This window comes from Rubrivivax rivuli (assembly GCF_004016505.1).
Lineage (GTDB): Bacteria > Pseudomonadota > Gammaproteobacteria > Burkholderiales > Burkholderiaceae_C > Rubrivivax > Rubrivivax rivuli.
The window spans coordinates 532,596-549,645 of the sequence record NZ_SACR01000005.1 but is presented as its reverse complement, the minus strand read 5'-3'; the positions used below and the strand labels follow the sequence as shown (position 1 = coordinate 549,645).

Genomic DNA, 17,050 nt, shown 5'->3' with positions numbered 1-17,050 from the left:
GGGCAGCTCCTTAAACGTCCAGGGCGGCGCGGATCTCCGCCATGAAGGCGCGCGCTGCCAGGGGCGCATTGTCGCGCGTCTGGGTTTCCAGAATCTGGATCAGCCGCGAGCCGATCACCACCGCGTCGGCCACCGCGCCCACGGCCTTCGCGGTGGCGGCGTCGCGGATGCCGAAACCCACGCCCACGGGCACGCTGACGTGGCGGCGGATGCGCGGCAGCATCTCTGCCACGGCGTCGGTGTCCAGGTGGCCGGCGCCCGTCACGCCCTTGAGCGACACGTAGTACACGTAGCCGCTGGCGATGCGGCCCACCTGGGCCATGCGGTCTTCGGTGCTGGTGGGCGCCAGCAGGAAGATCAGGTCCAGGCCGGCGGCCTTCAGCTGCGCGGCGAAGCCCTCGCACTCCTCGGGCGGGTAGTCCACCACCAGCAGGCCGTCGACGCCGGCCTCGCGTGCATCGGTGATGAAGCGGCCGGGCCCATGGCGGTGGTCGTAGGCCTCCACCGGGTTGGCGTAGCCCATCAGCACCACGGGCGTGGTGCTGTTGCTGCGGCGGAAGGTGCGCACCATGTCCAGCACCTGCGTGGCACCGATGCCGCGGGCGAGCGCGCGCTCGCTGGCCTTCTGGATGACGGGGCCGTCGGCCATCGGGTCGCTGAAGGGCACACCCAGCTCGATGATGTCGGCGCCGCCTTCGGCCAGCGCCAGCATGATCTCGGGCGTGAGGTCGACGTAGGGGTCGCCGGCGGTGACGTAGGGGATGAGCGCCGGGCGGCCCTGGGCCTTCAAAGCGGCCATGACTTCCGGGATGCGGCTCATGCGACACCGCCCTTCACGCTCTGGCCGCGGCAACTGGGGCGGCAGTAGAACTCGGCGCCGGTGAGGTCGGCCACGGTGCCGATGTCCTTGTCGCCACGGCCGCTCAGGTTCACGAGCAGGTGCTGGTCGGGGCGCATCGTGGCGGCCAGCTTCATCGCGTGGGCCACGGCATGGCTGCTTTCCAGCGCGGGGATGATGCCTTCGCTGCGGCACAGGCGGTGGAAGGCCGAGAGCGCCTCGGTGTCCGTCACTCCCACGTACTCGGCGCGGCCGATGTCCTTCAGGTAGGCGTGTTCGGGGCCGACGCCGGGGTAATCCAGGCCAGCGCTGATGCTGTGCGTTTCGGTGATCTGGCCGTTGGCGTCTTGCAGCAAATAGGTGCGGTTGCCGTGCAGCACACCCGGCGTGCCGGCCGAGAGGCTGGCGGCGTGTTTGCCGCTGGCGATGCCCTCGCCCGCCGCTTCCACGCCGATCAGGCGCGTGCCTTCGTGCGGGATGTAGGGGTAGAACATGCCCATGGCGTTGCTGCCGCCACCCACGCAGGCGATGACGGCATCGGGCTGCCGGCCGATCTGCTCGGGCATCTGCGTCAGGCACTCGTCGCCAATCACGCTCTGGAAATCGCGCACCATCATCGGGTAGGGATGCGGGCCGGCCACGGTGCCGATGATGTAGAACGTGTTCTCCACGTTCGTCACCCAGTCGCGCAGCGCTTCGTTCAGCGCGTCCTTCAGCGTCTTGCTGCCCGATTCAACGGGCACCACCTTGGCACCCAGCAGGTGCATGCGGTAGACGTTGGGGCTCTGGCGCTTGACGTCTTCGCTGCCCATGTAGACCACGCATTCCATGCCGTAGCGCGCGCAGATGGTGGCCGTGGCCACGCCGTGCTGCCCGGCACCGGTTTCGGCGATCACGCGCGGCTTGCCCATGCGGCGTGCCAGCAGCGCCTGGCCGATGGTGTTGTTCACCTTGTGCGCGCCGGTGTGGTTGAGGTCTTCGCGCTTGAGGTGGATCTGCGCGCCGCCGATCTCGCGGCTCAAACGGGCCGCGTGGTAGATCGGGCTCGGCCGGCCGACGAAGTGCTTCAGCTCGTGGCGAAACTCGGCGACGAACTCGGGGTCTTCGCGGTACTTCGCGTAGGCCTGCTCCAGTTCACGCAGCGCGTGGATGAGCGTCTCGGAGACGAAGGTGCCGCCGTAGTAGTTGCTGGTGGCCGGGCCCGCGACGGGGCCGAAACGCCCGCGGGCATCGGGCTGCTGGTAGTTCAACATGGGGTGATTCCTTGGCAGTGGCCGCAGCGCGCGTCGCGCTGCGGCGGGTCAGGTGCCGAGCCGGTCGTCGGCTTCGCGCACCGCCTTGCAGAACCGGCGCATCAGCGGGCCGCTCTTGACGCCCTTGCTGATCTCCACGCCGGTGCTCACGTCAACGGCCCAAGGCCGGACGCTCAACACCCCATCGGTCACGTTGGCAGGATTCAACCCACCAGACAAAACGACCGGAAGGGGCACGCTTGGTGGAATCTGTGACCAATCGAAGACCTTCCCGCCCCCACCGAAACCCTCGACGTGGGCGTCGAGCAGCAGGGCCTGTGCGCTGGAAAACAGCTGCGCGAAGTCTAGCAAAGCGGTCTGCGCCCTGCCCTCGTGGGGGTGGGCCACCAGGCCGTCGGGGCCCATGCGCGCGGCACGCAGGTAGGGCACGCCCGCGGCCTCGCACTGCGCGGGCGTTTCGTCGCCGTGGAACTGCAGCAGCGCCTGCGGCAGCGCCTCGGTGGCCAGGCGCACGTCGTGCGGCGAGGCGTTCACCAGCAGCAGCACGGGCGTGACGAAAGGGGGCATGCGGGCCGCCAGTTCCGCAGCGCGCGCCAGCGTCACATGGCGGGCGCTTTTCGGGTACAGCACGAAGCCCAGCGCGTCCGCGCCGGCCTCCAGGGCCTCGTCGACATCGGCCTCGCGCGTGAGGCCACAGATCTTGATGCGGGTGCGGGGCACGGCTTCCTTCAGGGCAGCCAATCGGCTGCCGGCGTGTGCGCGGGGATGCGCAGCGCCTCATCGTAGTACGGCCCCACGAAGTACAGCCCGTCCGGGGGGAAGGTGGGCGCGGCGGCGTGACGGCTGCGCGCGGCCAGCACCTCGGCCATCCAGCCCGGGCTCTGGCGGCCCTGCCCCACCGCCACCAGGCACCCCATGATGTTGCGCACCATGTGGTACAGGAAAGCGTTCGCGTCGAACTCGAAGGACCAGTAGGCGCCACGCCGGCGGATCTCGATGGCGCGCAAGGTCTTCACCGGCGTCGGGCTCTGGCAGTTGGCGGCGCGGAAACTGGTGAAGTCGTGTTCGCCAATCAGGGCGGCGGCGGCCTGCCGCATGGCCTCACCGTCCAACGGCCGGAAGACCCAGCCCACCAGGCCTTGCTCCAGCGCCGGGCGCACGGGCGATTCCAGCAGCACGAAGCGGTAGCGCCGGCCGCGCGCGCTGTTGCGGGCGTGGAAGCTGTCGGGCACCCGCTGCGCCCACTGCACGGCGATGTCGGCCGGCAGGTAGCGGTTGGTGCCGCGCACCCACGAGAACGCCGGGCGCTCGATGTCGGTGTCGAGGTGCACCACCTGGTTCAGGCCGTGCACGCCGGCGTCGGTGCGGCCGGCGCACACGGTGCTGATGGGGCGCGTGACGAAGGCCGAAAGCGCCAGCTCCAGCTCGTCTTGCACGGTGCGGCCGTCGGGCTGCGACTGCCAGCCGTGGTAGCCCTGGCCGCGGTAGCCGATGCCGAGTGCGACGCGCATCAGCCCGCGCCCCCGCGTGCGCGGAGGCGCCTGCTCACATCAGCTTGTCGAGCATGCCCTGGGCCTTGGCCTGCAGAGGCCCAGCGCCCTTGGCGACCACCTCTTCGAGCAGGTCGCGCGCGCCTTCCAGGTCGCCGATCTGGCGGAACTCTTCGGCCAGTTCCAGCTTGCGGGCCAGCGGGTCGTTGGGGTCGTCTGCGCCGGCTGCCGACGCATCAGGCGCCGTGAGAGCTTCGCCGCCGATGGAGAACTCGCCGAAGTCCAGGCCGCCATCGGCCGGCGCCGCGGCCGGCGGCTTGACGGCGATGGTGACGGGTTCGTTGCTCAAGGCGCCGAGGTCGAAATCGAGGCCCTCGTCGGCCGGCGGGGGCGGCGGCACGTTGCGCGGCACCGGCACGGTCTTGGGCTCGTCGGCGGGCTCGAGGTTGAAGTCGAGCGCGTCGTCACCCACCATCTGTGCCGCCGTGGTGAAGGGCTGCGTGGTTTCGGTGATGGGCGTCGGGGCCGGCGCCGGCGTGTCGGGCAGGTCGAAGCCGAGGTCGAGGTCGAGACCGGCACTGGTGTCCAGGCGCGAATCGAGCCGCGAATCGAGCGTGGCGTCCACCGCCGGCTCGAAGGCCGGTGGCGTGGGCGGCGCGGTGTAGGGCTGCGTGGAGGCGCCGAGGGCGTCGGGCATCATGACGCCGCCAGACGCGCGCACCTCTTCGGGCACGCCGCCGGGAGCGTAGAGCGGGTTCTCCGGGTCGATGCCGCGGCCCAGTTCCTGGGCCTTCTGCCAGTCTTCACCCTCGCCGTGCGTCAGGTTGAAGAGCTGCGTGGCGAGCAACTCGAAAGCCTTGATGTCGCGGCGCTTGGCGTAGACCTCCAGCAGCTTGCTGCGGATGGCCATGCGCTCCGGCGTGGCGCGCATGGCTTCCTTGAGGATCTCCTCGGCCTGCAGGTCGCGGCCGTAGGCGAGGTACACGTCTGCCTCGGCCACCGGGTCCACGTCGCCAATCGCGTCGAGTTGGCTGAGCGAGTAGCTCATCGACGAGTTCGAAGTGGCCGCCGCATCGCGCGTGTCGATGCGCTGGCCGCCGCTGGCACCGAAGAACGAGTCGGGCTGCAGGCGGCTCTCCAGGAAGGAGGTTTCGCCGGCCGGCTTGCGGCGCGAACGCAGGCGGTACAGGCCCAGGCCTGCCAGCAACACCACCAGCACGCCAGCACCCGGCAGCAGCAGCGAGTTGTCGAGCAGGCTGTCGAGGAAGCCGCCGCCCTCTTCAGGCGCTGGCGTAGGGGCAGGAGCCGGCGCAGGCGCGGCCGCGGGCTTGGGGGCCGGTGCCGGCGTCGGGGCCGCGGCGGGCGCGGGGGCCGGCGGCGTGGCCGCCGTGACGGTTGGCGCAGGCACGGCAGCGGGTGCGGGTACTGGCGCAGCCGCAGGAGCCGCTGGCTTGGGGCCGGTGGTGGCGGCCGTGCCTTGCTGCAGGCGCTTGAGTTCCTCGACGTTGCGCGCCAGTTCGGCCAGGCGCGCGGCTTCATCGCGCTTCTGCGTCTCGGTGGACGCACGCACCTCGGGGGCCGAGGCCTTCACGCCGCCCTGGCTGAGCTTCAGGCGGTCGGGCGTGGGGGCGGCGGCGGTCTTGCGGTCGTCCACCTGCGCCTGCACCTGACCGCGGGCCTGGCGGCCGGCGGCGGCGTCGGCCTCCGTGGTGGTGCCGCTGGCCAGGCGCTGGCGGTAGGCCGCGAAATCAGCACTCTGCGCCTGGATGACCTCGCGCGCTTCGGCGGCGGTGATGGCCTTGGCTTGATCGGTGGACGGCACCGAGAGCACCGCACCCGACTTCAGCCGGTTCATGTTGTCGCCGGCGAAGGCCTGGGGATTGCCGCGGAACAGCGAGACCAGCATCTGGTCGAGCGAGACCCCCGGCCGCTGCGTGCGCGAAGCGATGCGGGAAAGCGAATCGCCTGCACGCACCTTCACTTCGTTGGGCCCCGCGACGGCAGGTGCGGCACCGGCCACGGGAGGCCGTGGCGGCTCCACCGGCGCGGCGGCGGTGGCCGGGGCGGGAGCGCGAGGCGTGATGCGCACGGGCGGGGTGCCGGTGGTCTGCGGCGCAGGGGCCGCCGCCGCTTGAGGAGCGGGGGCGGGCTGCGGCGCCGGGGTCATCACCGGGGCGGTGGTGGGGGCGGCCGGCGCCTGCTGCGCAACCCGCGCGCTGGGCGGGTCGAAGAGCATCGTGTACTCGCGCACCAGGCGGCCGCTGCTCCATGAGGCTTCGATGATCACGTCGACGAAGGGTTCGAGCACCGCTCGGTCGCTGGTGATGCGCACCACCGAGCGGCCGTCGGGCCGGCGCACAAGCTGCACCGAGGCCGAGGGCAGCACGGCGTTGTAGTCGACACCGGCGGCACGGAAGGCCTCGGCCGGCGCCACGCGCAGCTGCAGCGAGGCCGCCTCCTCGGGCGTGATGCTCGTGACTTCGATCTCCGCCCGCAGCGTTTCACCCAACGCGGACGTGACGCTCAGCCGCCCCAGCCCCAGGGCAGAGGCCTGCGTGGCCCACAGGCAGGCAGCGGCCAGCGCCACCCCACGGAGCGCAAACCGCGCGGCTTTCGTCGGACTTTGATTCAAGGCATTCCCCCACGCAGGACGGTCACGGCTCACGCGGAAGCCGACCGCTGTCCCTTCAGGTCAGACGGATCCGGGCCCCGGATGGGCCCGCCGTGTGACAGAAATCGCAACAGTATCAAGCATATACGCGCGCAAGCTCACGCAGAGGCTGATGAACTGCGGGCGAAATGCTTTGTTTCGGCGGCCGTTGCACCTTGTTGCCAAGGGGCAACGGCCCGCCGCGCAGGGGCGGCGCGGCGGACGTCGGGCCCAGGATCAGGCGTCGAGCAGGATGCGCAGCATGCGGCGCAGCGGCTCGGCCGCGCCCCAGAGCAGCTGGTCGCCGATGGTGAAGGCGCCCACGTACTCGGGGCCCATCGCCAGCTTGCGGATGCGGCCGACGGGGATGGTCATGGTGCCCGTCACGGCCACGGGCGTGAGGTGCTGCAGCGTGGCCTCGCGCGTGTTCGGCACCACCTGCACCCAGGCGTTGTCGGCGGCGATCAGGGCCTCGATGTCGGCCACGGGCACGTCCTTCTTCAGCTTCAGCGTCAGCGCCTGGCTGTGGCAGCGCATGGCGCCCACGCGCACGCAGAAGCCGTCCACCGGCACTGCCGGCGCGCTGAAGCCTTCGCCCTGGCCGAGGATCTTGTTCGTCTCGGCCATGCCCTTCCACTCTTCCTTGCTCATCCCGTTGCCCAGATCCTTGTCGATCCAGGGAATGAGCGAGCCGCCCAAGGGCACGCCGAAGTTGGCGGTTTCGTCAGCAGAGAGCGAACGTTGCTTGGCGATGACCTGGCGGTCGATCTCCAGGATGGCGCTCTTGGGGTCGTCCAGCAGCGGCTTGACCGCTGCGTTGAGCGTGCCGTACTGCGTGAGCAACTCGCGCATGTGCTGCGCGCCACCGCCGCTGGCGGCCTGGTAGGTCTGCGTGCTCATCCACTCCACGAGGCCCGCCTTGTAGAGCGCGCCCACACCCATCAGCATGCAGCTGACGGTGCAGTTGCCACCGATCCAGTTGCGGCCGCCCGCAGCCAACGCGTTCTTGATGACAGGCAGGTTCACCGGGTCGAGCACGATGACGGCGTCGCTGTTCATGCGCAGCGTGCTGGCGGCGTCGATCCAGTGGCCGTTCCAGCCTGCGGCGCGCAGCTTCGGGTAGACCGCGCTGGTGTAGTCGCCGCCCTGGCAGGTGAGCACGATGTCGCAGCGCTTGAGCGCTTCGATGTCGTGTGCATCTTGCAGCTTCGTCTCGTTCTTCGCCTGCGCGGGGGCTGCGCCGCCTGCGTTGCTGGTGCTGAAGAACACCGGTTCGATAAGCGCGAAGTCGCCCTCGGCCTGCATGCGGTCCATCAGCACGCTGCCGACCATGCCGCGCCAGCCAACCAATCCTACGAGTGCCATCTCAGTCTTGCCTTTCCACTAACCAGGTTGTCCGGACCCCTGCTGCTGCCCCGGCCGTATCGCCGGGGTCCAGAGTGGGGGCGAGACGATCCGAGAGCTTCAGCTCTTGGTAATGGTGGTGATGGTTTTGCCAGTGAGGGCCGCGATGACCGCGTCGCCCATGGCCTGCGTGCCCACTTTCGTGGTGCCTTCGCTCCAGATGTCGCCGGTGCGCAGGCCGGCGCTCAGCACGGCCTGCACGGCGGCTTCCACGCGCTCGGCGGCGGCGGGTTGCTGGAGGGTGTAGCGCAGCATCATGGCAAGGCTCAGGATTGTAGCCAGCGGGTTGGCCACGCCCTTGCCCGCGATGTCGGGTGCGCTGCCGTGGCTGGGTTCGTAGAGGCCCTTGTTGTTCTTGTCCAGCGATGCGCTCGGCAGCATGCCGATGCTGCCGGTGAGCATGGCGGCCTCGTCGCTGAGGATGTCGCCGAACATGTTGCCGGTGAAGACCACGTCGAAGGCCTTGGGCGCCTTCACGAGCTGCATGGCAGCGTTGTCCACGTACATGTGCTGCAACTCGACATCGGGGTAGTGCGCAGCGTGCACCTCGGTGACCACGTCTTTCCAGAACTGGAAGGTCTCCAGCACGTTGGCCTTGTCGACACTGGTCACCTTGTTGCTGCGTTTGCGCGCGGCCTGGAAAGCGACGTGCGCGATGCGCTCGATCTCCGGCCGGCTGTAGCGCATGGTGTCGAAAGCTTCTTCGGCGCCGGGGAATTGCCCGTCCACCGCGGTGCGGCGGCCACGCGGCTGGCCGAAGTAGATGTCGCCGGTCAGCTCGCGAATGATCAGGATGTCCAGGCCCGCCACGAGTTCGGGCTTCAGGCTCGATGCGTGTGTGAGCTGCGGGTAGCACAGCGCCGGCCGGAAGTTGGCGAACAGCCCGAGGTGCTTGCGCAGGCCCAGGATGGCCTGCTCGGGGCGCAGCGCGCGCTCCAGCTTGTCGTACTTCCAGTCGCCCACGGCGCCGAAGAGGATGGCGTCGGCGTCCTTGGCCAGCTGCAGCGTGCTCTCGGGCAGCGGGTGGCCGTGGGCCTCGTAGGCGGCACCACCGACGAGCGCGGTTTCGGTCTCGAAGCGCAGGTCCAGCACCTGCATCACCTTCACGGCCTCGGCCACGATCTCGGTGCCGATGCCGTCGCCCGGCAGGATGGCGATCTTCATGCTCATGGTGATTGCTCTCGTTCAGAGGCCGGTGTGAGCCAGCCAGGGCATCTTGGCCAGGCGCTCGGCTTCAAACGCTTTGATCTTGTCTTGATGCCGCAGCGTCAGACCGATGTCGTCGAAGCCGTTGATCAGGCAGTACTTGCGGAAGGGCGCCACCTCGAAAGGCAGCTCGCTGCCATCGGGCTTCACCACCACCTGGCGCGGCAGGTCGATGGTGAGCTGGTAGCCGGGGAAGGCCGCCACTTCGTCGAAGAGCCGGTCCATCTGTGCCTCGCTCAGCACGATGGGCAGCAAGCCGTTCTTGAAGCAGTTGTTGAAGAAGATGTCGGCAAAGCTCGGCGCCAGGATGGTGCGGAAGCCGTACTGCTGCAGCGCCCAGGGCGCGTGCTCGCGGCTGCTGCCGCAGCCGAAGTTCTGGCGCGCCAGCAGCACGCTGGCGCCCTGGTACCGCGGCTGGTTCAGCACGAAATCAGGGTTCGGCTTGCGGCTGGCCGGGTCTTGGCCCGGTTCACCCGGGTCGAGGTAACGCCACTCATCGAACAAGTTAGGCCCGAAGCCACTGCGCGCGATGCTCTTCAGGAACTGCTTGGGGATGATGGCGTCGGTGTCGACGTTGGCGCGGTCCATCGGGGCCACCAGGCCCGTGTGCAGGGTGAAGGCATCCATCAAGCAATCCTCCGGACATCGACGAAGTGGCCGTTCAGCGCGGCCGCGGCGGCCATCGCGGGGCTGACGAGGTGGGTGCGCCCCCCTGCGCCCTGGCGGCCTTCGAAATTGCGGTTGCTGGTGCTGGCGCAGCGTTCGCCGGGCTCCAGGCGGTCGGCGTTCATCGCCAGGCACATGCTGCAGCCAGGCTCGCGCCATTCAAAGCCGGCGGCCTTGAAGATCTCGTGCAGGCCCTCGGCTTCGGCCTGCGCCTTCACCTGGCCCGAGCCGGGCACCACCAGCGCCAGCTTCACGTTGCCAGCCACCTTCTGGCCCACACGCTTGACCACGGCCGCGGCCTCGCGCAGGTCTTCGATGCGGCTGTTGGTGCAGCTGCCGATGAAGACCTTGTCGATGCGGATGTCGGTGATGGCCTTGTTGGGCTGCAGGCCCATGTAGACCAGCGCACGTTCGATGGCGCTGCGCTTGGTGGCGTCTTTTTCCTTGTCGGGGTCGGGCACGCGGCCGTCCACGGGAAGCACCATCTCGGGGCTGGTACCCCAGGTCACCTGCGGCTGGATCTGTGCGGCGTCGAGTTCCACCACGGCATCGAAGTGCGCACCCGGGTCGCTGTGCAGCGTGCGCCAATGCGCCACGGCCTGCTCCCATTCCACGCCCTTGGGCGAAAACGGCCGGCCCTGGCAGTAGGCAATCGTCTTGTCGTCCACCGCCACCAGGCCCGCCCGCGCGCCGGCCTCGATGGCCATGTTGCACACCGTCATGCGGCCTTCCATGCTCAGGCTGCGGATGGCGCTGCCGCCGAACTCGATGGTGTAGCCGGTGCCACCGGCGGTGCCGATCTTGCCGATGATGGCCAGCACCACGTCCTTGGCGGTGACGCCACGGCCCAGCGTGCCTTCCACCTTCACGAGCATGTTCTTGGCCTTCTTCGCCAGCAGCGTTTGCGTCGCCATCACGTGCTCGACCTCGCTGGTGCCGATGCCGTGCGCCAGCGCACCGAAGGCGCCGTGCGTGCTGGTGTGGCTGTCGCCGCACACCACCGTCATGCCCGGCAGCGTGGCGCCGTTCTCGGGGCCGATCACGTGCACGATGCCTTGGCGCTTGTCCATGAACGGGAAGTAAGCCGCCGCCCCCGTGGCGCGGATGTTCGCGTCCAGCGTGGTGATCTGCAGCTTGCTCACCGTGTCGGTGATGCCGGCCAGGCCCAGCTCCCAGCCCGTGGTGGGCGTGTTGTGGTCGGCCGTGGCCACGATGCTGCTCACGCGCCACACCTTGCGCCCGGCCAGGCGCAGGCCCTCGAAGGCTTGCGGGCTCGTCACCTCGTGCACGAGGTGGCGGTCGATGTAGAGCACGGCGGTGCCGTCTTCTTCGGTGTGGACGACGTGTTCGTCCCACAGCTTGTCGTAGAGCGTCCTGGCGGTCATGGCTGGGGGTCTCCTGAAGAAGAAAGTGGGGCGGGGCACAGCGCGTCGACAAAACGCTGTACCACCGTGGGCAGCACCTCCTGCCGGCGCACGCCCAGCAGGTAGCTGCGCTGCGCCCAGGCGTCGCGCATGGGCAGCACCTGCACGCGGAAAAGCTGCGCAAAACGCTGCGCCACGGCAGCGGGCATCACGGCCACGCCCAGGCCGGCTTCCACCAGCTGCGCGATGGCGTCGAAGCCGCGCACCTGCAGCCGCGCCTTCAGCGCACGGCCCTGGCCCTCGGCCTCGGCGCGCATCAGCTCGTGCACGGCGGCACCCTGGTGCAGGCCGACGATGTCGTGGTCGAGCAGGTCGTCGAAGGCCACCTCGCTGCGCGTGGCCAGCACGTGGCCGGCCGGCACCATCGCGGCCAAGGCGCCGTGGCGGTAGGTGCGCGTGTCGAGGCGGTTGTCGAGCACCGGCGCCACGAAGATACCCACGTCGGCCCGGCCTTCGGCCACGGCGGCCTGGATGTCGGCGCTGGTGAGGTCTTCCAGGCTGATGCGGATCTTGGGGTGGGCCTGTGAAAACGCCGCCAGATCAGGCGGCAGGCATTCGCTGATGGCGCCGGCATTGGCCGCGATGCGCAGGTGGCCCTGGATGCCACGTGAGAACTCCACCACCTCGCTTTCCAGCGCGTGCAGGCTGGCATGCAGGCTGCGCACGTGGCGCACCAGCGCACGGCCGGCTTCGGTCGGCAGCACGCCGCGCGCGTGGCGCTCGAACAGCGGCACGCCGAAGCGGGCTTCGAGATCGCTCAGGCGCTTGCTGGCCGCGGCCAGCGCCAGATGCTCACGCTCGGCGCCGCGCGTGATGCTGCGGGTGTCGGCGATGGCGAGCACGAGGTTGAGCGTGGTGAGGTCGAAGCGCATGGGGCGCAGTGCGCCAAAGGGCGGGGTTGCAGGGTGCCGCCGCCGGGGCTGCCCCTCACACCGGTGGGCGTGGGGGCCGCGGGCTCGGCGCCGGCCGGTGAGCCAGACACCGAAGGCACCCTGCAGTGCAGAGCTTAGCCTTCGTGGCTGGCGTCATGTTCCGGCGATTATCAACCGAGGCTTCGCCTGAAGTGAAGCCTCAAGCCGTCACCCAGCGCAGCAGCAGGTTGTTGGCCGGCATGTCGCGGCGTTCGGCCAAGCGCAGGCCGGCGGCCAGCGCCTCGGCCTGCACGTCGGGCAGCGAACGCAGCCCCCAGCGGGCGTCGCGCGAGCGCAGGTCGGCGTCGAAGGCGGCGTTGCTGGGCGCCAGCGGCTCGCCCGGCACCACGAAGGGACCGTAGACGGCCACGCAGCCGCCGGGGCGCAAGGCCCGCGCCGCACCGCGGAAGAAGGCCGCCGTGGCCGGCCAGGGCGAGATGTGCAGCAGGTTGGCCACCATCACCGCGTCGAAGGCGGCGGCGGGCACAGGCCAGGACGGCGCCATCACGTCCAGCACCTGCGGGGCCTGCACGTTGGGCATGCCGGCGCAGCGCGCCTGCAGCACGGGCAAGGCCGCGGCCTGCGCTTCGGTGGGCCACCAGCGCCACTGCGGCTGCGCCTGCGCGAAGTGCTGCGCATGCTGGCCCGTGCCGCTGGCGATCTCCAGCACCTCGGCCGCCGGTGGCAGCCAGGCCTGCAGCACGTGCAGGATGTGCGGCGCGTTGCGCTCGGCGGCAGGGCTGAAGGGCAGATCGGCCGGCGCGGGTGCAACGACGGCAGGGGCGACGGTAGGGGGTGTGCCAGAGCGCGTCATGGCCTACATTGTCCGCGCCCCATGGACACCCCCACCGCCGCCACCCTGGCAGCCTCCGCCCCCTTGCCGGCCGAGGCGGTGGATCTCAGCATCGCCTTCACCTGGCTGGGCATCGTGGTGATGGTCCTGGCCCAGCTGAGCGCGCCCTGGGTGCTGCGCCTGTACCGGCGCCGCTTGCGCAACTTCATGATGGCGCCGGCCGCCGCCCCGCCGGCCTCGGCCACGGCGCCGCTGCAGGGTCGCGCGCTGCTGCATGCCATCGAGCGCCAGCGCCGGCGGGTGCTGGGCGTGCTGCTGGGGGTGCTGACGCTGTACTCGGCGATGGCCGCCACGGCCTTCTTCTACCGCTTCGACAGCGGCAGCGACGGCCTGCTGTCCTGGGGCATCTCCTTCTTCATGTTCGCGGCCTTCTGCGGGCCGGTGGTGCTGCTGGGCGTGTCGGCGGCGCGCTTCGGGCGGCTGTTCTGGGTGTACTTCGCGCCGGCCACCTTTGCAGCCTTCGCGATGCAGGCCATCGTCACCTCGCTGGGCGGCAGCGGCGGCCGGCAGGCCTCGCTGCTGGCGCTGGGCGGCGTGGTGCTGCTCACGGCCGCCGCGGTGCTGCTGCGCGCCTGGGCGCCCACGGCCTGGGGGCGCCGCCTGCAGGCGATGGCGGTGCTGTGGGGCTGGAAGTTCAAGCTGCCGGCCGTGCTGGTGGTGCTGGGCACACTGCTGGTGGCGCTGAACGTGGTGCAGCACCCGGTGCTGCTGAAGCTGCTGTCTTCCTGCTTCATCGCGCTGGTGGCCATCGGCCTGTGTTTCCTGACCATGGTCGACCGCATCAAGCGCACGCTGGTGCCGCTGCTGGGTGCGGCGCTGCTCACCATCTTCGTGGTGGCGCTGGGCGCCGGGGCGCTGGCCTGGGACCTGCTGCAGCCCGAGGACACGTTCACGCGCAGCCTCATCCTCGGCTGTGCGCTGGGCCTGGGTGCATTGGCGGCGTTTTTCATGCTGAGCTGGATCGGCCTGGCCTACGCGCAGAAGCTCTTCAGCGACGCGCAGTTCCAGGTCTTCAGCTGGATGCTGGCGGTCTCGGGCGTGGCCATGGCCATCGAGACCATGTTCCAGGGCGCCTCGCTCATCGACCCCAGCAACCTGCAGCTGGCCGGCGCCAGCGCACTGGCGCTGCTGGTGTACTGGCTGGTCACGCGCTACGGCCTGCAGCCGCTGGCCAGCAACCGCCGCCTGCTGGTGCTGCGCGTGTTCGCGCAAGACAGCCGTGGCGAGCGCCTGATGGACGAGCTGGAGTACCGCTGGCGCTTCATCGGCCCCATCGTGCTGATCGGCGGCACCGACATGGCCGCGCACACCATCGACCCGGCCAAGGCCGCCGCCTTCCTGCGCGGGCGCCTGCGCGACAGCTTCATCGCCGACAGCGCCACGCTGCGCCGCCGCATCTCCACCTTGGACGATCAGCCCGACCCCGACGGCCGCTACCGCGTCAACGAGTACTTCTGTTTCGCCGACATGTGGCAAGAGGCCGTGAAAGGCCTGCTGCAGGGCTGCGATGCCGTGGTGGTGGACCTGCGCGGCTTCAACACCGAACGACGCGGTACCGCCTGGGAGCTGGCGCAACTGCGCGACACCGGCGCCCTGTCGCGCACCGTCTTCCTGGTGGACGGCCAGACCGACCACGCCGCCGTGCACGGCACGCTGGGCACCCAGCCCGGCCAGCCGCTGCCCGCGGCCCACGTGATGGCCGTGGACCGCGGCATGAACGGCGACGAGCTGGTGGAGGCGCTGGTGAGTTGCCTCAGCACCGTGCGGCCGGCCAGCCCGGCGGCGGTGCCGCTGCGCAGCGCGGCCTGAGCAGTGGTGGGCCGGCGGCCCTTCACACCGCCGCGGCGCGCGCTTCCAGGTCGGCTTTCAGCGTGGGGGCCAGGCGCAGCTCGCGCGCCAGCGCGTCGAGGTAGGCGCGCTCCATGGTGGTGGTCTGGTCGACCATCAGCACGCTGGCCAGGTACATCTCGGCCGCCATCTCGGGCCCGGTGGCGGCAGCGGCCACTTCGGCGGGCTCCACCGGGCGCGCGAGTTCGGCGTCCACCCAGGCGCGCGTGGCTGCGTCGGCCTCGATGCGCTGCAGCTCGGCGTGCACCAGGCCGCGCTCGCGCTGGTCCATGTGGCCATCGGCCTTGGCTGCTGCGATCAGCGCCTTGAGCATGGCCTGGCTGTGCGCTTCCAGTTGCGGCGCGGGCAGCGCGGCAAAGCTGGCGGGCGCGGCATAGGCCGGTGGCGTGATATCGACCGGCGCGCGGGCCGGCGCTGGCGCGGTGGCGGCTGCCTGCTTGGCCTGGTGGTCCTGATAGACCTTCCAGGCCAGCGCGCCCAGGGCCGCGACGCTGCCGTACTTCAGCGCCGTGCCGCCCATGCTGCGGCCGCGCTTGCTGCCCATCAGCAGGCCCAGAACGCCGCCCACGGCGGCACCGCCGGCGTACTTGCCGAGATCGCTGCGCTGCGGGCTGCCCGCGGCGGGCATGCCGGACTTCAGCAGTTGTTCGAGCAGAGAGAAGGCGCTCATGGGCAGGTCCTGTTCATCAAGAAAACCAAGGAACCAGCACTCTAGCGAAGGGAAAACCCCAGGCGCTGAGACCGCACCCGGGGTCGGGCCTCAGGACAGGGTCGTGAGCTCGAGGTTGTCGATCAGCCGCGTGCGGCCCAAGCGCGCCGCGGCCAGCACCACCAGCGCCTCGCCGGCGCCGGGCTGCGGCTCGCCCAGGTCGGCCTGGCGGCGCAGCGCCACGTAGTCGGGCGCCCAGCCGCGCTCACTCAGGCGGTCCATGGCCTCGGTCTCCAGCGCGTGCACGTCGCGCCGGCCGGCCTGCACCGCGGCGGCCAGCGTGCGCAGCGCCTGCGCCAGTGCGGGCGCCTCGGCGCGCTCTGCGGGCGAGAGGTAGCCGTTGCGCGAGCTGAGCGCCAGGCCGTCGTCGGCCCGCGCCGTCTCGCCAGCCAGCACCTGCACCGGCAAAGCCAGCTGGCGCACCATGTGGCGGATGACCATCAACTGCTGCATGTCCTTCTTGCCGAAGACGGCCACGCCCGGCTGCACGGCGTTGAAGAGCTTCAGCACCACCGTGCACACACCGACGAAGAAGCCGGGGCGGAAGGCGCCTTCCAGCACGTCGGCCAGCGCCGCGGGCGGGTGCACCTTCACGGTCTGCGGTTCGGGGTAGAGCTCGGCCTCGTCGGGCGCGAAGACGAGATCGCAGCCTTCTTGTTGCAGCAGCGCGCAGTCGCGTTCGAAGGTGCGCGGGTAGCTGTCGAAGTCCTCGTGCGGCGCGAACTGCAGGCGGTTGACGAAGATGCTGGCCACCACCGGCACCTGTGGGCCCACGGCCGCACGCGCCTGGCGCACCAGGGCCAGGTGGCCGTCGTGCAGGTTGCCCATCGTGGGCACGAAGGCCGGCGCCGGCCCGGGCTGCAGCGCTTCGCGCAGCGCCGCGATGCTCTTGACCACCTGCATCACTGGTACCCGTGCAAAACGGCGTCGGGGAAGCTGCCGTCCTTCACGGCCGCCACGTAGCGGCGAACGGCCTCCTGCACCGGGTTGTCGGTGGGCCCGACGTCGGCGATGAAGTTGCGCACGAAGCGCGGCACGTTCTGGCCGTTGAGGCCCAGCATGTCGTGCAGCACCAGCACCTGCCCCGCCGTGCCGGGCCCGGCGCCGATGCCGATCATCGGGATGTTCACGGCCTGCTGCACCCGCGCGGCCAGTGCGCTGGGCACCAGTTCCAGCACCATCATCGCGGCGCCGGCTTCGGCCAGGGCCTGCGCATCGGCCAGCAGCTGCGCGGCCGCCGCTTCGTCGCGGCCCTGCACGCGCCAGCCGCCCAGGGCGTGCACCGACTGCGGCGTCAGGCCCAGGTGCGCGCACACCGGGATGCCGCGCTCCACCAGCGCGGCCACCACCGGCACCGTCCAGCCGCCGCCCTCCAGCTTGACCATCTGCGCGCCGGCCTGCATCAGCGCCACGGCGCTCTCGATGGCCTGCGCCGTGCTCTGCTGGTAGCTGCCGAAGGGCAGATCGGCCACCAGCCAGGCGCTGCGGCGGCCACGCGCCACGCAGGCCGTGTGGTAGGCCATCTCGGGCACGGTGACGGGCAGCGTGCTGTCGCGGCCCTGCAGCACCATGCCCAGCGAATCGCCCACCAGCAGGATGTCCACGCCGGCTGCATCCAGCACGCCGGCGAAGGCCGCGTCGTAGCAGGTCAGCATGGCCAGCTTCTCGCCGGCGGCGTGCATCGCGCGCAGGCGGTGCAGCGTGAGGGGTTTGCGGTCGCTCATGATCGCCAAGGTGCTGCGGCCGGGGCCGCGGGGGCGCGAAGCATAAGCCGGCACGGTGACACCCCGTGCGGCTG

At 70.5% G+C, this 17,050-nt stretch carries 15 protein-coding genes; 1 reads left to right on the top strand and 14 read right to left on the bottom strand.

Annotated features, from left to right (window positions below):
• Positions 1 to 10: 10 nt before the first annotated feature.
• The 11 genes from trpA to EOE66_RS18330 form a co-directional block, all read right to left on the bottom strand.
• On the bottom strand, positions 11 to 820 hold the full coding sequence (gene trpA / locus EOE66_RS18380) for a tryptophan synthase subunit alpha (protein ID WP_128230170.1): 810 nt from the start codon (positions 818 to 820) through the stop codon (positions 11 to 13).
• On the bottom strand, positions 817 to 2,091 hold the full coding sequence (gene trpB / locus EOE66_RS18375; protein ID WP_128230169.1) for a tryptophan synthase subunit beta: 1,275 nt from the start codon (positions 2,089 to 2,091) through the stop codon (positions 817 to 819). Before trpB ends, trpA begins: the two co-directional genes overlap by 4 nt.
• Before the next feature lie 48 nt (positions 2,092 to 2,139).
• Positions 2,140 to 2,811 (bottom strand): phosphoribosylanthranilate isomerase, encoded by a 672-nt coding sequence (locus EOE66_RS18370; protein ID WP_128230168.1) that lies wholly within the window; start codon positions 2,809 to 2,811, stop codon positions 2,140 to 2,142.
• An 8-nt stretch (positions 2,812 to 2,819) separates the two neighbouring features.
• Complete coding sequence (truA, locus tag EOE66_RS18365; protein WP_128230167.1) at positions 2,820 to 3,602, bottom strand: tRNA pseudouridine(38-40) synthase TruA; 783 nt, start codon at positions 3,600 to 3,602, stop codon at positions 2,820 to 2,822.
• 34 nt (positions 3,603 to 3,636) lie between these two features.
• The gene (locus EOE66_RS18360) at positions 3,637 to 6,213 is read right to left on the bottom strand and encodes a motility hub landmark protein FimV (RefSeq protein WP_128230166.1); all 2,577 of its coding nucleotides are present in this window, start codon (positions 6,211 to 6,213) and stop codon (positions 3,637 to 3,639) included.
• Between the two features lie 255 nt (positions 6,214 to 6,468).
• Entirely contained in the window at positions 6,469 to 7,596 is a 1,128-nt protein-coding gene (gene asd / locus EOE66_RS18355; protein WP_128230165.1) for an aspartate-semialdehyde dehydrogenase, read from the bottom strand.
• A 99-nt stretch (positions 7,597 to 7,695) separates the two neighbouring features.
• Positions 7,696 to 8,799 (bottom strand): 3-isopropylmalate dehydrogenase, encoded by a 1,104-nt coding sequence (gene leuB, locus EOE66_RS18350; protein ID WP_128230245.1) that lies wholly within the window; start codon positions 8,797 to 8,799, stop codon positions 7,696 to 7,698.
• Positions 8,800 to 8,820: 21 nt separating this feature from the next.
• Complete coding sequence (leuD, locus tag EOE66_RS18345; RefSeq protein WP_128230164.1) at positions 8,821 to 9,468, bottom strand: 3-isopropylmalate dehydratase small subunit; 648 nt, start codon at positions 9,466 to 9,468, stop codon at positions 8,821 to 8,823.
• Complete coding sequence (gene leuC / locus EOE66_RS18340) at positions 9,468 to 10,892, bottom strand: 3-isopropylmalate dehydratase large subunit (RefSeq protein WP_128230163.1); 1,425 nt, start codon at positions 10,890 to 10,892, stop codon at positions 9,468 to 9,470. Before leuC ends, leuD begins: the two co-directional genes overlap by 1 nt.
• The gene (locus EOE66_RS18335) at positions 10,889 to 11,803 is read right to left on the bottom strand and encodes a LysR family transcriptional regulator (RefSeq protein WP_128230162.1); all 915 of its coding nucleotides are present in this window, start codon (positions 11,801 to 11,803) and stop codon (positions 10,889 to 10,891) included. The genes leuC and EOE66_RS18335 overlap by 4 nt, the downstream gene beginning before the upstream one ends.
• A gap of 199 nt (positions 11,804 to 12,002) precedes the next feature.
• On the bottom strand, positions 12,003 to 12,656 hold the full coding sequence (locus tag EOE66_RS18330; RefSeq protein WP_128230161.1) for a DUF938 domain-containing protein: 654 nt from the start codon (positions 12,654 to 12,656) through the stop codon (positions 12,003 to 12,005).
• Between the two features lie 21 nt (positions 12,657 to 12,677).
• Between EOE66_RS18330 and EOE66_RS18325 the strand changes: the two genes are divergently transcribed.
• A complete protein-coding gene (locus EOE66_RS18325; RefSeq protein WP_128230160.1) occupies positions 12,678 to 14,504 on the top strand; it encodes a hypothetical protein in 1,827 nt (608 codons plus the stop codon).
• 22 nt (positions 14,505 to 14,526) lie between these two features.
• On the opposite strand, the gene EOE66_RS18320 is transcribed toward EOE66_RS18325, so the two are convergent.
• The 3 genes from EOE66_RS18320 to panB all read right to left on the bottom strand — a co-directional run bounded on the left by EOE66_RS18320 (position 14,527) and on the right by panB (position 16,976).
• Positions 14,527 to 15,213 (bottom strand): tellurite resistance TerB family protein, encoded by a 687-nt coding sequence (locus EOE66_RS18320; RefSeq protein WP_128230159.1) that lies wholly within the window; start codon positions 15,211 to 15,213, stop codon positions 14,527 to 14,529.
• A 90-nt stretch (positions 15,214 to 15,303) separates the two neighbouring features.
• The gene (gene panC / locus EOE66_RS18315; RefSeq protein ID WP_128230158.1) at positions 15,304 to 16,155 is read right to left on the bottom strand and encodes a pantoate--beta-alanine ligase; all 852 of its coding nucleotides are present in this window, start codon (positions 16,153 to 16,155) and stop codon (positions 15,304 to 15,306) included.
• Positions 16,155 to 16,976, bottom strand: coding sequence for a 3-methyl-2-oxobutanoate hydroxymethyltransferase (panB, locus tag EOE66_RS18310; protein ID WP_128230157.1), 822 nt, complete (start codon positions 16,974 to 16,976; stop codon positions 16,155 to 16,157). The genes panC and panB overlap by 1 nt, the downstream gene beginning before the upstream one ends.
• Positions 16,977 to 17,050: the final 74 nt, after the last annotated feature.

Bases quoted from the DNA above. Each gene is read 5' to 3' on its own strand.
- trpA (WP_128230170.1), bottom strand. From the start codon at position 820: ATGAGCCGCATCCCGGAAGTCATGGCCGCTTTGAAGGCCCAGGGCCGC.
- trpB (WP_128230169.1), bottom strand. From the start codon at position 2,091: ATGTTGAACTACCAGCAGCCCGATGCCCGCGGGCGTTTCGGCCCCGTC.
- truA (WP_128230167.1), bottom strand. From the start codon at position 3,602: ATGCGCGTCGCACTCGGCATCGGCTACCGCGGCCAGGGCTACCACGGC.
- asd (WP_128230165.1), bottom strand. From the start codon at position 7,596: ATGGCACTCGTAGGATTGGTTGGCTGGCGCGGCATGGTCGGCAGCGTG.
- leuB (WP_128230245.1), bottom strand. From the start codon at position 8,799: ATGAAGATCGCCATCCTGCCGGGCGACGGCATCGGCACCGAGATCGTG.
- leuD (WP_128230164.1), bottom strand. From the start codon at position 9,468: ATGGATGCCTTCACCCTGCACACGGGCCTGGTGGCCCCGATGGACCGC.
- leuC (WP_128230163.1), bottom strand. From the start codon at position 10,892: ATGACCGCCAGGACGCTCTACGACAAGCTGTGGGACGAACACGTCGTC.
- EOE66_RS18335 (WP_128230162.1), bottom strand. From the start codon at position 11,803: ATGCGCTTCGACCTCACCACGCTCAACCTCGTGCTCGCCATCGCCGAC.
- EOE66_RS18330 (WP_128230161.1), bottom strand. From the start codon at position 12,656: ATGACGCGCTCTGGCACACCCCCTACCGTCGCCCCTGCCGTCGTTGCA.
- EOE66_RS18325 (WP_128230160.1), top strand. From the start codon at position 12,678: ATGGACACCCCCACCGCCGCCACCCTGGCAGCCTCCGCCCCCTTGCCG.
- EOE66_RS18320 (WP_128230159.1), bottom strand. From the start codon at position 15,213: ATGAGCGCCTTCTCTCTGCTCGAACAACTGCTGAAGTCCGGCATGCCC.
- panC (WP_128230158.1), bottom strand. From the start codon at position 16,155: ATGCAGGTGGTCAAGAGCATCGCGGCGCTGCGCGAAGCGCTGCAGCCC.
- panB (WP_128230157.1), bottom strand. From the start codon at position 16,976: ATGAGCGACCGCAAACCCCTCACGCTGCACCGCCTGCGCGCGATGCAC.